The 16,017-nt window shown below is 36.2% G+C and carries 10 protein-coding genes; 6 read left to right on the top strand and 4 right to left on the bottom strand.

What is annotated here, in order from left to right:
* Positions 1-1,298 precede the first annotated feature (1,298 nt).
* Together C1634_RS03630 and C1634_RS03625 are read right to left on the bottom strand one after the other, a co-directional pair.
* Positions 1,299-2,345, bottom strand: coding sequence for a PA0069 family radical SAM protein (locus C1634_RS03630; protein WP_103231931.1), 1,047 nt, complete (start codon positions 2,343-2,345; stop codon positions 1,299-1,301).
* Between the two features lie 122 nt (positions 2,346-2,467).
* Positions 2,468-2,662: a hypothetical protein gene (locus C1634_RS03625; RefSeq protein WP_103231932.1), complete on the bottom strand. Its 195-nt coding sequence runs from the start codon at positions 2,660-2,662 to the stop codon at positions 2,468-2,470.
* A gap of 175 nt (positions 2,663-2,837) precedes the next feature.
* Between C1634_RS03625 and C1634_RS03620 the strand changes: the two genes are divergently transcribed.
* The gene (locus C1634_RS03620; RefSeq protein WP_103231933.1) at positions 2,838-3,188 is read left to right on the top strand and encodes a hypothetical protein; all 351 of its coding nucleotides are present in this window, start codon (positions 2,838-2,840) and stop codon (positions 3,186-3,188) included.
* Between the two features lie 111 nt (positions 3,189-3,299).
* Here C1634_RS03620 and C1634_RS03615 read toward each other — a convergent pair whose 3' ends face one another.
* Complete coding sequence (locus tag C1634_RS03615; protein WP_103231934.1) at positions 3,300-5,951, bottom strand: AsmA family protein; 2,652 nt, start codon at positions 5,949-5,951, stop codon at positions 3,300-3,302.
* 24 nt (positions 5,952-5,975) lie between these two features.
* The gene (locus tag C1634_RS03610) at positions 5,976-6,770 is read right to left on the bottom strand and encodes a DUF2797 domain-containing protein (RefSeq protein ID WP_103231935.1); all 795 of its coding nucleotides are present in this window, start codon (positions 6,768-6,770) and stop codon (positions 5,976-5,978) included.
* 89 nt (positions 6,771-6,859) lie between these two features.
* Here C1634_RS03610 and C1634_RS03605 point away from each other — a divergent pair, with 89 nt between their 5' ends.
* From C1634_RS03605 to C1634_RS03585, 5 genes are all read left to right on the top strand, one after another.
* Complete coding sequence (locus tag C1634_RS03605; RefSeq protein ID WP_103231936.1) at positions 6,860-7,888, top strand: GDP-mannose 4,6-dehydratase; 1,029 nt, start codon at positions 6,860-6,862, stop codon at positions 7,886-7,888.
* A gap of 136 nt (positions 7,889-8,024) precedes the next feature.
* On the top strand, positions 8,025-8,246 hold the full coding sequence (locus C1634_RS03600) for a DUF2795 domain-containing protein (RefSeq protein ID WP_002662059.1): 222 nt from the start codon (positions 8,025-8,027) through the stop codon (positions 8,244-8,246).
* Between the two features lie 125 nt (positions 8,247-8,371).
* Entirely contained in the window at positions 8,372-11,446 is a 3,075-nt protein-coding gene (gene secA / locus C1634_RS03595; RefSeq protein WP_109737903.1) for a preprotein translocase subunit SecA, read from the top strand.
* A gap of 150 nt (positions 11,447-11,596) precedes the next feature.
* Positions 11,597-13,804, top strand: a complete 2,208-nt coding sequence (locus C1634_RS03590; protein WP_103231938.1) for a TonB-dependent siderophore receptor — start codon at positions 11,597-11,599, stop codon at positions 13,802-13,804.
* A 33-nt stretch (positions 13,805-13,837) separates the two neighbouring features.
* Positions 13,838-15,997, top strand: coding sequence for a TonB-dependent siderophore receptor (locus tag C1634_RS03585; protein ID WP_109737902.1), 2,160 nt, complete (start codon positions 13,838-13,840; stop codon positions 15,995-15,997).
* Positions 15,998-16,017: the final 20 nt, after the last annotated feature.

Below are 16,017 nucleotides of genomic sequence, written 5' to 3'. Positions count from 1 at the left end.
GATCAAACTCTCCATTGTATGTTTGTCTGACTCACTCAAAGTTTTGACGCTTTAGTTTTTCCTTACTTGGTTGTTATATTGTATGTCAATGATCTTTATATCTTTCGCTTTATAACGAAACAATCTTCTCTGTCAGTGTTGCTCCGTATTTGCGAGTGCAAAAGTAAAACTTTATTTCTAATTGACCAAATGTTTTTGAAGAAAATTTTAAAGTTTTTTAAGTAACCTTAATCCCTCTTCTCATCACCTAATCTTCCACTCCTGCGCTCCCTTAATTGGGACTGCAAAGATAAGAACTTTATTTGAACTCACAACTTTTTAAATAAAAATGTTGAAGTTTTTTTCGCTCTTCCCTTTTGAAGTTTCTTATTGTTTTTGCTTATCTAAAAGCTCTTCTGCGCTACTGAATGTCTCTCGTTTTTCAGTGGGGCAAAGATAGAAACTTAACATACACCACGCAACTTTATTTAACATAAATTTTACCTTTTATTAATATTTAAACCTAAAACACTGGTAGGCAGAGAGAAAAATTTTAAACATTTGTTTGGAAGATCGAGAGGGAGTGTGGGAGGGTTAGAGCGTGTGAGGGTCGGAGAGTGTTTTGGGAGGGGTTCAGGATAGGATAAATGGGTAATGAGTAATGAGTAATGAGTAATGAGTAATGAGTAATGAGTAATGAGTAATGAAAGGTATGCCTATATAATAGTAGAAGCTTTTTTGAAAACAAATATTCTTTACTTAAGTTTGGGCTAAAGCCAATAAGGAGGTTTTATTTTTATTAAACGGGCTCCCTTAGACTAAGCTCAGGATTATAGCCCGTTGCTATTGAATTTTTATTGTCTGGATGAATATTTGGATGAGGATCATGATTATTCGTTGATAGGATCATCAACTACAGTGAGCACGGATTTGCACAGAGGATGATCGATATAATATAGATAAGAGAGAAAGCTGATGATACAGAATACATCTATTGACAACCTAAAACCTGGAATTGTAATCTCAAAACCCAAAAACCCGCAGCGCGAAACCCGAAAATCATCATTTATCATTCATCATTTATAATTTATAATTCCCTCTCCTAGCCCTGATAGGAATGGTTACCCCGCAGCTTGCGTTGGAGAGTGGGTGGGTTCAAGGGTCGGAGAGCGCTGGGGCGAGGAGTAAAAATGGATAGCAGGAATAGCTCCTAAGAAATAGGATATACTATATATATGATATACGAGTAATAAAAAATGGTTGGAAAGGACAAATCCACCTATACTATATATAATAGATAGGATTTTTGAGAAATCACATCAATCGAACAATCTCAATTGCTGATTACGGGTTCCTGTAAAGTTAGCAGTAGATAGTTTTGGAAATTCTTTACCCTCGAAAAACTTCTTTCTGCCAATCTTAAATGTTGTGTGAATCATTTCTGCGATATTACCCTCTCCTCTTTGTCTTTCAAAATATCTTTTATCTCCAAGCTTTCCTCCCCGTATAGAGCGAATGAGATTTAATACTTTCTGTGCTCTGTCTGGAAAATGAGTTTCTATCCAATTGACAAAAACAGGTTCAACCGTATCATTTAATCTTACGAGAGTGTATCCAAACCCGGAAGCGCCTGCCTCAGAAATTGCTTTTAATATATTCAACGGCTCATCGCTGTTGAGTCCGGGAATGATGGGAGCCACCATTACATGTACGGGAATCTTGTTTTCGGAAAGAATTTCTATGGCTTTTAATTTATTTTTTGCAGAGCTAGTCCTTGGCTCCATCTTTCGTCGCAGTTCTTCATTGATTGTTGGAATACTTAAAGAGACTGAAACCAGATTCTGTTCCGCCATTGGTTTTAGAATATCAAGGTCTCTTAATACGAGTGCATTTTTTGTCAGAACATTGACAGGATGTCTGTAATCAAGACAAACCTGCAGTATTTTTCTGGTGATTTCAAATTGTCTTTCGGCTGGCTGATAGCAGTCTGTATTTCCGGATAAAAGAATTGGGGCTGCTTTATAGCCTCTTTTTTGAAAAAATTTCTCCAATAATTCCGGAGCATTTTTCTTGACCATGATTTTTCTTTCAAAATCTATCCCGGCACTATAGCCCCAGTATTCGTGGGTAGGTCTTGCAAAACAGTAAGAACATCCATGTTCACATCCCTGGTAGGGATTCATTGAATATTCCATGGGAAGGTCTTCGCTTTTCACCTGATTTACAATGGTTTTGGGGAAAACCTCAGTAAAAGAAGTCTTTACGGTTTCGAAATCTTCATCTTCAGGTTCATAGGTATACCTGTCGAAACGGTTGATTACATTTCGCTGAGCTCCCTGACCTTTTATGAAATTTTCGTTTTGCATTGCGATGTAAAATTAGAATGGAATTTTTATAAAATAATGAGTTTTAACATTAAAGTTTTCCACAAAAAAATCCAACACTTTCAAAAGCGTTGGATTTAAACATAATTAAATATATTTTTTTACTACTTCAGTGCGTAAAATTCCACTCCGTGATGTTCATCTTCATTGTACTTTTCATCAAAGTGTCTGTGATGATCCGAATAAGAATCACTATATTTTTTATCTTTTTTATTTAATATCTTTTTAATACTTATTAAGCTTAATACTGCCAAAAGACCAACTCCCCCTGCCAGTAAAACTCCAATCTCTTTTTTCATATTTTCTTTGATTTATTATTGATACCATTGCAAAAAGTATACCTATTCTATTTTTCTAAATTATAAATTTTGTTAACATTAAAGTTTATTTTTAGGAAAATTATAATCTGCTATTTTTCTTATATTTAGAAATTGCAATGGTTTAATTATTGTACTTAACAAGAAAAATATTATTATGGAAAATCCAGAAAACATCGACAGAATGACGACCTTAAGTGAAGTCATGAAAACGCTTTCTGAAAGAGGAATACAGAGAGAATTCAGGATGAATGAAAATTGTGAAATGAAGTTTGAAAATTCTGACAAAATTTATCAGCCTGCGGAATTGGTTATTTTAAAAACATACCGTTTTGAAGGAGACAGCAATCCGGATGACAGTGCTGTTCTTTATGTGCTAAAAGATAACAATGGAAATCGTGGGATGATTATAGATTCTTATGGGGCAGACAGCAATTATCCAGGCGAAGCGTTTGATAAGTTCTTAAGGGATATTCCTATTTTAGAAAGTGACGAGTTCAATTTTTAACTGAATCTATCTTATATTAAATTTTTAAACCATTAAGCTTGTTTTAATTAAAAAGAACAGTTGTATTTATATACTCAGCAATCCATAATTACATCTTAGTGGTTTAAAGAATTATTCTTCAGATTTCTCCTTTTTCTTGAATATATTGTTCAGGAAGCCTTTCTTTTCTTTTTTCTCTCCTTCCGACAGGGAAGTTCCTTTTTTATTTTTGATTTCCTGTTTTATTTCTTTTACAGATTGCTTCATTTCTTTCACGGAAGAAACGGCTTCTTTCACTTTTTTTTCTGTTTTTTCGACATTTGCACCTATCAGCGTTTTCTTTAATCCCTGTTCAATTCCTTTCCAGAAGAGGTTAAAGAAAGACTTTGTGGGATCACGTTCCACATTTTCTACAGCAACGGCTTCAGGAAAGCTTCCTGAGTTTGATTTTATAAAAATATTGGCAACGGCCGTTAGAAAACCTTTCTTTTCATGATTATTTTTATTCAATACGGCAATCTTTAAGTCCTTATGTTTAAGATTAAAAGTTCCATGTAGCCCTGCCGGATTTCCTTTAAAATTAAAGAGCATCTCCTGAATAGTTCCTGCAGTAGCCGTCACATGAAGGTAAGGTCTGATAAAAGGATTAATTCCGCTGGCCGGAAGATTGGAAGTTTTCCCTGAAATCGTAAAGGCATCATTCTGATCAGCAACATCAAAGCTCCAGTTTACAGATAGCGGCGACAGGTCCATGAAAGAACAGTTGATTTTAATATCTACTCTGGTAGGTTTTCCTTTTATTTTAGCTGAGTTCAGATTTTTAACATTCATATTAAAATTACTGAATATCAGTTTTCCGGGACCCATGCTTTCCGGAGTATCTTCTTCATAGACTAATTTTGAGTTTTTAAGATCAAGAGTATTGATTGTCATCGGAATTTTGATGGATCTCAGCATTTTTGAATACAAAACCTTTACTTTTGGATCATCTTTCGGGATTTTACTTCTGAAAATATTAGCATCTGCTGATTGGATCGTTACGTGGGAAGCATTCACCATTTTATGCTGAGAAAACAGATCCCAGTTACCTTCAGCACTTATTTGTGCGACTTTCAAATCATAGAGATCTCTCTCAACGGGTATCATTTTGATAAACTGCGCTCTTGAAACAAGAGGCTTCATCGCAAAATTATTGATCTGAACTTTATTCTTATTCAATTTCAAAAGACCAAGACTAAGGTTATAGAATGGTGTTTTGTAAGCAAAATTCCGGGTGGTGAGATAATAGTCTTTTATTGTAAAAGAAAGTTCCTGCTGGTTTGGCTTAGGTGATAATTCAATAGCATTAAATGTTGCATTCAGATCATGAAAAGCCAGTGGTTGTTTTCCTTTCTCATAAGTAAGGTTTGAATTTTTTAATGAGGCTTTTCTTATGATGATTGAATTGATACTATTGGACTGAGGAGATTTGTTCTGTTTTTTTTCACCCGCTTTAACGGTTCCGTTTACATTTTCTACAAGAAGGTCTTTAAGATCTAGATTCAGTTTTTTATCAACGAATTCCAGTTTATTGATATTAAAAGCAATATGATTCACTTTTAAATCCATTGTTGTTTTTTCAATCGCAGGAGAACCCGGCGTTAGTACAACATCTCTTATTTCACCACTGGTAGGCTTCAGCGCAATACTTCTTACAGCGATATTTTGATGACTAGAATATACAATGTTGTTTCCGGCTAATGTGAAATCTTTATAACCGACGGGAACAATCTGATCTGAGGTTTCTTTATTAAACATCAACTGATTGATATTTACATTAAAGTTTCCGACAGACAAAAGTGTATTGCCATCCGGTTTATTGACCTGAACTCTACCGTTATTCAGTTTTATATTTTTTAAATCAACTTCAAAATTTGATTTTTTTTCATTCTTTTTCGTTTTTACTCCTGTATTATGGATTGTAAAAACGGGATTTTGAAATTCTGCATTGCTAAGAGATACCTTATTTTTATTCAAAACCACATCTTTGAATTCCATTTTCGGAACTGAACATTCAAATAACTGAGCTTTTTTAGGATAAAATCGTTTAAACTGAGCGAAAGAAAGAAGCGGAATCAGTTTGAAATCTCCCACTGATACTTGTCCATCAGCAGTATTTATGCTATTAATGGTAATAGCATAGGTTTCATCAGGACGGAAAAAGAATCTCTGTCCTTTTATACTGTAGCTGTCAAAAACAACGGGTAGTTTATCTTCTACAGATTCTCCGGTCATCTGTAGGTTTTCGACGAACAGATCCAGTTGCTCAACGGATAAGAATTTCTGTTTGGTAGGTTTGAAAACAGCAATCTTTCCATTATTGATCCTTATATTTTCAAATAAAAACGGATTTTTTTTCTTTCCGGTTTTATGATGGACCGGTTTTGCCAGAATGATATTTAAATTAGGTTTTGCCAGCAGCAAATCCGATGAGCTTATTCTTTTATTAAAAATAGCATCATAGATCCCAAAACGGTTTATTTTTAAGGTATCAATAGTTCCCTGCAGCCCAATAACATCTGTGTTTTGGGGATTTTTACTATTGACAGAAATTCCGGTGGCAAAGATATTTCCCGATCCTAAATCTACATCCAGGGTTTTGTAGGAAACCTTATAATCTGTATTCTTTTTTATATAATCGGGAAGCTGGGTTTTAAGCCATATATTCAGTCCGAAATTCGCGGCAAGAAGAATTCCTGCCAGGATTCCGAAACTTATCAATAGTCTTTTAACCCATTTTCTCATATTTTGTGATTTGGTTCTTACATTTTATATTATATCAAGCTCAATAACATACCCCTCATGCCCTCTTACATTGATGAAATTTCCACCTTCAAACCCTAGATACTGTCCTTTGATCCCGATAAGTTTTCCCGTAAATTCAGGCTTTTTATCCAAAGTAAATGAAGATACCTTTTCTGGTTTTTCAAAAGGGTAATCGAACATCCACAGCTCTTCTTCTTCTCTATAGAATTTTTGAAAATCTTCGGGAAAATATTCTTTTATCTTCTGTCGGAAATCAGCAAGATCCACTTCTCCTTCAAAATCATCCTGCAGCATCTTTCTCCAATTGGTTTTATCTGCTAAATGTTCTTTCAAAGCAACTTCTATCATTCCTGCTTCATACCGGTTTTCTGTTCTTGCAATGGGTAATGCAAAAGTTGCACCCTGATCAATCCATCTCGTAGGAATCTGCGTATTTCTGGTGACTCCCACTTTTACATCTCCTGTATAGGCCAGATAAACCGTGTGCGGCTGAAGCTGAATTTGTTTTTCCACCTCAAGATCTCGTTCTGCAACCCCTAAATGTGCCGTAGAGAGTTCCGGACGGATAATCGTATCGCTGGCATAAGGACTTTCAAAAAAGCAACTTTTGCAGAATCCCATTCTGTAAATAGGCTTATTTTTACCACAGTTTACGCATTGAAATCCCGTATGTTTTATGCTTAACTCCTTTCCTAACAGCTCATTCATGTGGATCAGATCCCCTGAAAGATTGAGGTAGTATTGGATGGGTTTTGCATCGTAGCTTGTCATCTTTAAAATTTGCCCTTGAAACTGCATATTATATTTATATTACTTTTTTAAGTAAATTTAATGATTATATTTTTCAAAAAGTAAAATTTATATTTTTGTACTCATAAAAAATACAAATGGTTTATCTTGTAACAGGCGGTAGTGGGTTCATCGGATCCCATTTAATTGAACGATTATTAAGAAATGGACATTATGTCATAAACATTGACAATTTTGATGATTTCTATAACTATCAGGTAAAAATTAAAAATACTTTAGAGTCAATTGACAAAATTTCGGATTTTGAATTCTCAGACAAAGAGAAGGATATCCAACATCTGATCTCCCTCTCTCATTCTGACCAATATTCCCTCTATTGGCAGGATATCCGGGATAAAAAAGGTCTTGAAAGTATCTTTAAAAATCATCATATCGACATGGTGATTCATTTGGCTGCCCTTGCGGGTGTACGTCCGTCTATTGAGCGACCTTTGGAATACGAAGAAGTAAATGTGCGCGGAACTATGAATCTTTGGGAACTGTGTAAAGATTTCAATATTAAAAAATTTATCTGCGCTTCCTCTTCAAGCGTGTATGGAAATAATGAAAAAACTCCGTTTGCAGAAACGGATAATGTAGACAACCCGATCTCTCCTTATGCTGCCACCAAAAAAAGCGGAGAGATTATAGGACATGTTTACCACAATCTATACCATATAGATATGATCCAGCTTAGGTTCTTCACGGTATATGGTCCCAGACAAAGACCAGATCTTGCTATACACAAGTTTGTGAAGCTTATTTCAGAGGACCAGGAAATTCCTTTCTATGGTGACGGAACTACAGCCAGAGACTACACGTATATAGATGATATTATTGACGGAATTATAAAGTCCGTTTCTTATTTAGAGCATCATTCCGGAGTATACGAAATCCTTAACCTGGGAGAAAACCAGGTGGTCACTTTATCTGAGATGGTTTCTACCATAGAAAAGGCATTGCAAAAAACTGCCACGAAAAAAATTCTGCCAATGCAACCCGGAGATGTCACAAAAACTAATGCCGATATTACAAAAGCAAAGGATTTAATAGGGTATGCACCGGCCACAGACTTCCAAAATGGCATAAAAAAATTTGTGGAATGGTTTTTGAGAAAACGACATTAAGTAAATTGCTGACACAGCTTTCATTCAGTTTGTGACAGCCATTTATAGAAAAAAATTATAAAAAGAATTGAAAATCAAGTATAAAAAAGTTTATTATACAACCTATTTTTATACTTTTGCAAAAAATTAGAAAATTATGTACTGGACATTAGAATTAGCTTCATATTTAAGTGACGCACCTTGGCCAATGACAAAAGCAGAGCTTATTGACTACGCGATCAGAACTGGTGCACCTATGGAAGTAGTTGAAAACCTTCAGGCAATCGAAGATGAAGGTGAAATTTATGAATCTATCGAAGAGGTATGGAGTGACTACCCTACTGACGAGGATTTCCTTTGGAACGAGGACGAATATTAATAAAGCGATAAGCTTTAGGCTGCGTGCTTAGAGCTTTTTTGCCCTTTTTATATATTAATTTACACGATAAGCGTGTCATTTAAAACGCTTAAAGCATCTTGCATTAAGCATAAAGCAAAAAATTTATGAGTTTTTTAAACAAAGTTCTTAAAGGGTTTTTGGGAGACAAAAAAGCGCAGGACCTAAAAGAAGTAAAAAAAGTTGTAACAAAAATCAAGGCTGTTGAACCCAACATCCAACAATTGACGGATGATGGACTGAGACAAAAAACGGCTGAGTTTAAAGAGAATATAAAATCTGCAACCAGCAAGATCACAGCTCAGATAGAACAGATTAAAGAGCAGATAAAAAATTCAACCAACGTTGACGAAAAAGAAGCTCTTTTCTCAAAAATTGAGTCTCTAAAGAAAGAATCATACGAAGTTGAAGAAAAAGTTCTGATTCAGGTTCTTCCCGAAGCTTTTGCATTGATAAAAGAAACGGCAAGAAGATGGGCTCAGAATGGAGAAATCCGTGTAACTGCTAATGACTGGGACAGAGAACTGGCTGCTGCAGGGAAAGATTTCGTTCAGATCGAAGGAGACACAGCTGTTTGGAAAAACTCATGGGACGCTGCCGGAACTCCTGTAGTTTGGGATATGGTCCATTATGATGTTCAGTTTATCGGAGGGGTTATTCTTCACAGCGGAAAAATTGCCGAGATGGCAACCGGTGAAGGTAAAACTTTGGTAGGAACATTACCTATTTACTTAAATTCACTTCCGGAAAGAGGAGTACACGTTGTAACCGTGAACGACTACCTTGCAAAAAGAGACTCCGCATGGATGGGTCCATTGTATCAGTTCCACGGAATGTCTATCGATTGTATCGATAACCACCAGCCGAACTCAGACGGAAGAAGAAAAGCATACAACTCAGATATTACTTATGGAACCAACAACGAATTCGGTTTCGATTACCTGAGAGATAATATGGTGACTTCACCTTCAGAACTGGTACAAAGAGAATTGAACTTTGCTATCGTGGATGAAGTAGACTCTGTATTGGTAGATGATGCAAGAACACCGTTAATCATTTCTGGTCCTGTTCCTCAGGGAGACAGACAGGAGTTTGATGTTCTGAAGCCTTCTATCGACAGAATTGTTGAAGTACAAAAGAAAACAGTTTCTGCTATTTTTAATGAAGCGAAAAAATTAATCGCTGCAGGAAATACAAAAGAAGGAGGATTCAAATTGCTTCAGGCATACAGAGGTCTTCCAAAAAACAGACAATTAATCAAATTCTTATCGGAAAGCGGAAACAGAGCATTGCTTCAGAAAGTTGAATCGCAATATATGCAGGACAACAACCGTGATATGCCGATTGTAGATAAAGATCTTTACTTCGTAATCGAGGAGAAAAACAATCAGGTAGACCTTACAGACAAAGGTGTTGAATACATGTCTCAAGGAAACTCTGACTCTAACTTCTTCGTACTTCCGGATATCGGAACTGAGATTGCTGAAGTAGAAGCTAAAAACCTTTCCAAAGAAGAAGAGTTTGAAGCTAAAGAAAGACTTTTCTCTGATTTTGCTGAGAAATCTGAGCGTGTTCACACGATGAGCCAGCTATTGAAAGCGTATACATTATTTGAAAAAGATGATGAGTATGTAGTCATTGATGGTGAAGTAAAAATCGTTGACGAGCAGACAGGTCGTATCATGGAGGGGCGTCGTTATTCTGACGGTCTTCACCAGGCGATCGAAGCGAAAGAGAATGTAAAAATTGAGGCGGCTACTCAAACTTTTGCAACGGTTACGCTTCAGAACTATTTCCGTATGTACAACAAACTTGCGGGGATGACTGGTACTGCTGAAACGGAAGCTGGAGAACTTTGGGAGATCTATAAATTAGACGTAGTGGTAATTCCTACCAATCGTGTTATTTTAAGAGATGACAAACAAGATTTAGTTTTCAAAACTAACAGAGAAAAATATAATGCCGTAATTGAAGAAATTGAAAAATTAACAGCAGCAAGAAGACCTGTCTTGGTAGGTACAACTTCTGTTGAAATCTCTCAATTATTATCAAAGGCACTTCAATTAAGAAAAATCCCGCACCAGGTATTGAACGCGAAACTTCACAAGAAGGAAGCAGAAATTGTTGCAGGAGCAGGACAGCCGGGAGTGGTAACAATTGCAACCAACATGGCAGGTCGTGGTACGGATATCAAGCTTTCTAAAGAAGTAAAAGAAGCCGGAGGTTTAGCTATTATTGGTACTGAAAGACACGATTCAAGACGTGTTGACAGACAGTTAAGAGGTAGAGCGGGACGTCAGGGAGATCCGGGAAGTTCTCAGTTCTATGTATCTCTTGAAGATAACTTAATGCGTTTGTTCGGTTCTGAAAGAATTGCTAAAATGATGGACAGAATGGGTCATAAAGATGGTGAAGTTATTCAGCATTCTATGATCAGTAAATCTATCGAAAGAGCGCAGAAAAAAGTAGAAGAAAATAACTTCGGAACAAGAAAGAGACTTCTTGAATACGATGACGTTATGAACAAGCAACGTGACGTAATCTATAAGAGAAGAAAGAATGCTTTATTTGGAGATCACTTGAAATACGATATCACGAATATGATTTTCGATGTTTCTAACTCTATTGTTGCAAAAGGTAAAGCAAACGGAAGTTATAAAGATTTTGAGTTTGAAATAATCAAACATTTCACAATGGCTTCTCCTGTTTCTGAAAGTGATTTCAGTAATAAACAAGTTCCGGAATTAACGGATATCTTATTCAAAGCTGCTCAGGAGGATTATAACATGAAGCTGAACTTATTGAAAGAAAAATCATTCCCTATTATTGAGAATGTTTACCAAAATCAAGGTTCAATGTTTAAAATGATTCAGGTTCCTTTTACAGACGGACACAAAACAATGACTATTGTAGCTGATCTTAAAGAAGCTTACGATACCAAATGTGAAAGTTTAGTGAACGACTTCGAAAAGAATATCACTTTATCAATCATCGATGAAAACTGGAAGCTTCACCTTCGTGAGATGGATGATCTTAGAAGATCTTCTCAGGGAGCTGTTTATGAGCAAAAAGATCCACTTGTGATTTACAAACAAGAATCTTTCCACTTATTCAGTGAAATGATTGACAAATTGAACAAAGAAATTATTTCATTCTTATACAAAGGAGAAATTCCAGCTTAAGGAAATTTTAATAATATTTTATAAAACCCGCTCTGACATTGATCAGAGCGGGTTTTTCTTATTTAACATATTATAATTTATGATAAATATCAATTTTATTATTTATTTAGAACAGTTAAAAATAATATATTTGCAGAAAATTTGACTTTCATGAAAAATGTACTGATCTGTGCTTCCGCACTGGGAACAATGCTGGTTTCTGCCCAAAAAAAAGATTCATTAACCACCAAAAGCATTGATGAAGTCATTATCAATACATATGTCAAGAAAGACAGTGAATACTCCAATAAGATGCCTTTGAAAGCAATAGAGGATCCACAAGTATATTCTTCTATTGACAAAGGAGTATTAGAAAATCAATTGTTATTTACCGTAGATGACGCTTTTAGGAATGTGGCGGGTGCACAGAAAATGTGGAGCGCTACCAACAGAGCCGGAGATGGAGGGATCTATCTTAACTTAAGAGGTTTTGTAGCCGGAAACTCTATTAGAAATGGTATGGTGGCTCCTATTACAACTTCTATGGATGCAATCAATGTGGAGAGAATTGAAGTTTTAAAAGGACCTTCCGCTACATTATTTGGTAGTAACGTGACGTCTTACGGAGGTGTTATCAACAGAGTTACTAAAAAACCTTTCGAAACTTTTGCAGGTGCTGTTTCTTTGGCAGGAGGAAGTTATAATTATTACAGAGTTCAGGCAGATGTAAATGCCCCTCTTACGAAGGATAAAAAGTTATTATTCAGATTAAATACAGCGTATACTAACCAGGGAACTTTCCAGAGAACAAATGCAAAGAACTCATTCTATGCATTTACCCCATCCATTACTTACCGTCCTACAGATAATTTAGAGATCAATGCTGAGTTGGAAATGTTTGAAACCAATTCAACTCCTGAAACAGCATTCTTTTTCTATGTTCCGAGTGCGCAGCTTGGCGCAGACAGTATGGACAAGCTGGAAAAACTAGGTTATAACTATAAGCAATCTTACACAGGAGAAGGTCTTAAAACTGTTGGTAAAGCAAGAAACTTCTTTGGACAGGTTAACTATAAGATTAATGAGCACATTAAATCCTCAACCAATGTAAGTACCTCTTATTCTTATTCAGACGGATTCAACCCTTATTTCTATTTTGCTCCGAAAGGAATGGTAACAGGAATTCCAACTGATACAGAATTGGGAGTTGTAAGAGCTGACCAATCGACTAAAGACAGTAAAAGAACTTACTTCCAGGTTCAACAGAATTTCAACTTTGATTTCAACATCGGAAGGGTAAGAAACAGAACGGTAGCCGGTTTTGACTATATGAGGTTAAACGATAATCAATACTTTATGTTCACCAATTTTGACTGGGTTCCTTTCACGGGTACAGACTATTCTAATATGAATGGACAGACATTGGGAGCAATGTATGACAATTTGAGAAATCAACCAGATTTTGAAAAAAACAGCACTTATATAAGTGCTGGTAAAAAAGATACTTACAGTGGTTATATTTCCAATGTGATTACTCCGATAACCGGTCTTAATATTCTTACTTCCGTACGATACGAAAGTGTAAATTTTAAAGGAGGGCAAACCGGACAGAAACTTACAGATTCATATAGCCAGGGAGCCTGGTCACCAAAATTTGGTATTGTTTATCAAATACTTCCTGAAAAATTATCCGTATTCGGAAATTACCAGAATAGTTTTTCAGTCAATGGATATTATACTTCAGATAAAACAGGAAATGTAGCACTTTCAACACCCGAAAGAGCCAATCAGTTTGAAGGGGGTATCAAAACAAATCTTATCAAAGGAAGAATTACAACCACTTTAAGCTACTATAATATCCAGGTAAAAAACACCCTTCTTAATACGGGTGAAATGACAGGAACAGGACAGGCTGTACAAAACCAGGCAGGTTTATTGAGAAGCCAGGGAGTTGAATTGGAAGCAAATGCTTATCTGATCAAAGGATTCTCTGTAATTGCTGGAGTAAGCTACAACGATATGAAATATACAGAAGCTGATGAAACGGTAATCGGAAGAAGACCTGCTACGGCATCATCTCCATGGTTGGTTAACTTCAATGCAAGCTACCAATTCCTTGACGGGAAATTAAAAGGACTTGGATTTGGGGTTGGAGGAAACTATGCGAGTGATAACAAAATTGTTAACTCAACTTCAATGGGAACTTTCATCCTTCCAAAATATCTGGTATTGAATGCTAACGCATTTTATGATACAAAAAAATTCAGAATCGGTGTTAAGGTAGACAACTTTACCAACGAACATTACTGGAGCGGATATACTACAGCCAATGCTCAGGCATTAGCGAATGTATTAGGAAGCTTCACTTATAAATTTTAAACTGTTAGAATAATTTATTCCCCCTTATAAACAATGAAAAGAATAACAATAGGAGCGGCATTATTAGCATCCATGCTAAGTTTTGCCCAGGAAAAAAAAGACACCATCAAATCCAACGATATTGAAGAAGTAGTTGTTAACGGAAGATATTATCAGAAATACAAACTCAACGAGGTTTCTGGTTCATTGAGAATCCAGACTCCGATTCTTGAGCTTCCACAGAACGTACAATCTATAAGCTCACAAGTTCTTGCCGATCAGCTTACATTGAATATGTCTGAGGGCATTGTTCGTAATGTGAGTGGTGCAAGAAAAGTAGAACACTGGGATAATGTATATTCCAATGTTTTCATGAGAGGAGCAAGTATTTCCACGTTCATGAACGGGATGAACGTTTCTTCTACATGGGGACCTATTAACCCTGATGCATCTATTATTGACAGAATAGAGTTCGTAAAAGGACCTGCCGGATTTATGGGTTCTATGGGCGACCCTGCCGGGTTTTATAATGTGGTAACCAAAAAACCAACCGGGAAATTTGCCAATAGCGTACGTTTCACTACCGGAAGCTATAACCTTTTCAGAGGTGAGGCAGATCTGGATGGAGTTCTTGTGAAAGACGGAGTTTTAGATTACCGTATCAACTTAATGGGAAGTTCTAACAATTCATGGGTTGAAAATGATAAAACAAGCAAAATTATTGTTGCTCCATCTATTACTTTCAGACCAACAAAAACGACTACGTTTACTGCACAGTACAACTATCAGTATTTAAAATTCAATCAGCCGGGAGCTTATCTGATGTCTAACGACGGATATGCTTCACTGAATGTGCATACCAACTTTAATGATCCTAATTTCAAGAAAACTGAAGTAAAAGATCAGAGCTTATTTTTAAGTTTAGATCAGAAATTATTCAAAGATTGGGTTTGGAGTACACAGTATGCTTATATGGATCTGAATTATGACGGTGGTTCATGGTGGGGAACTTTTGATCCTAACAATAAAAATGTTTTAAACAGAACAGTAAGCAACTGGCAGGCTAAAGGAAAAAATCATATTTTCCAGACCTATGTAAGAGGAAAGCTTAATACCGGAAATATTGTTCATAAAATAATTGCAGGATTTGATTACGGAGATAGAAAGTACAATGCAGACTTTTCATCTTTTGCAGGAGGACCATTCCCAATTGATATTTATAATGTTCAGTATGGTGTAGATCCTTCCAAGCTTCCTTCTTCTGACTTTTACACCTTAAACTCATCTGCTCCGTTTTATGATGATGAAGGCGTAAAATATACATCCTATTATGCTCAGGATCAGATTGAAATGTTCAACAACAAGCTAAGAATAACATTAGCAGGAAGATACACAAGTGGTACCACTTATGCCGGATATCCATATTTTTCACCAGGAAATGTTGTTCCAAGAAACCAAGCAGGAGAATTCACACCGAGAGTAGGATTTAGCTATTCTATCCTAAGCGATTTCTCTGCGTATGGAATCTATGATAAAACTTTTGTTCCGCAATCTGCAGTAGGAATTAATAATACTCAGATCACAGATCCTTTCAGAGGGCAGAATATTGAATTCGGATTGAAGAAAGACTGGTTCGGAGGAAAATGGAACTCTACTTTTGCCGTTTACGAAATCAGAAGACAAAATATTCTTGTTGCCGGAGCTAAAGAACAAAATGGAGGAAATCCTTTCCAAGTTGCTACAGGTGAACAAAGAGCAAGAGGATTTGAAACCGATATCAAAGGAGAAATCATCAAAGGGTTGAACATTGTTATCAACTATGCTTATACAGATGCAAAAACCATCAAAGACACGGATCCTACAAGAATTGGAATCCAGTCTCCGGGAAATGCGAAAAATGTACAAAATACCTGGGTAAGCTACAGGTTTGAGAATGGTCTTATGAAAGGATTCGGAATTTCAGCTGGTTATCAGTATCAGGGAGGAAGACAATCCTGGTTTGGGGTAGGTGCGACAAAAGATCAAAGCCTTCCGGATTATTTTGATACCAACTTCGGGGTTTCCTATGTTGCCAAAAAATTCGATGTTAACCTAATATTGAATAATGTCCTTAACAAAAAGCTTTACAGTGGATACAGAGGAGATGCCGGCGAATATGCTTGGATCTACAATGCTCCGCGTAACTGGAGATTATCAATAGGGTATAAATTTTAAAAAAATCAAAGGTTAGCCCC

It is taken from the genome of Chryseobacterium viscerum (assembly GCF_002899945.2).
In the GTDB taxonomy this organism is placed as follows: domain Bacteria; phylum Bacteroidota; class Bacteroidia; order Flavobacteriales; family Weeksellaceae; genus Chryseobacterium; species Chryseobacterium viscerum.
Note: the sequence above shows the minus strand (reverse complement) of the source record. Positions and strands in the feature narration are given on the sequence as shown.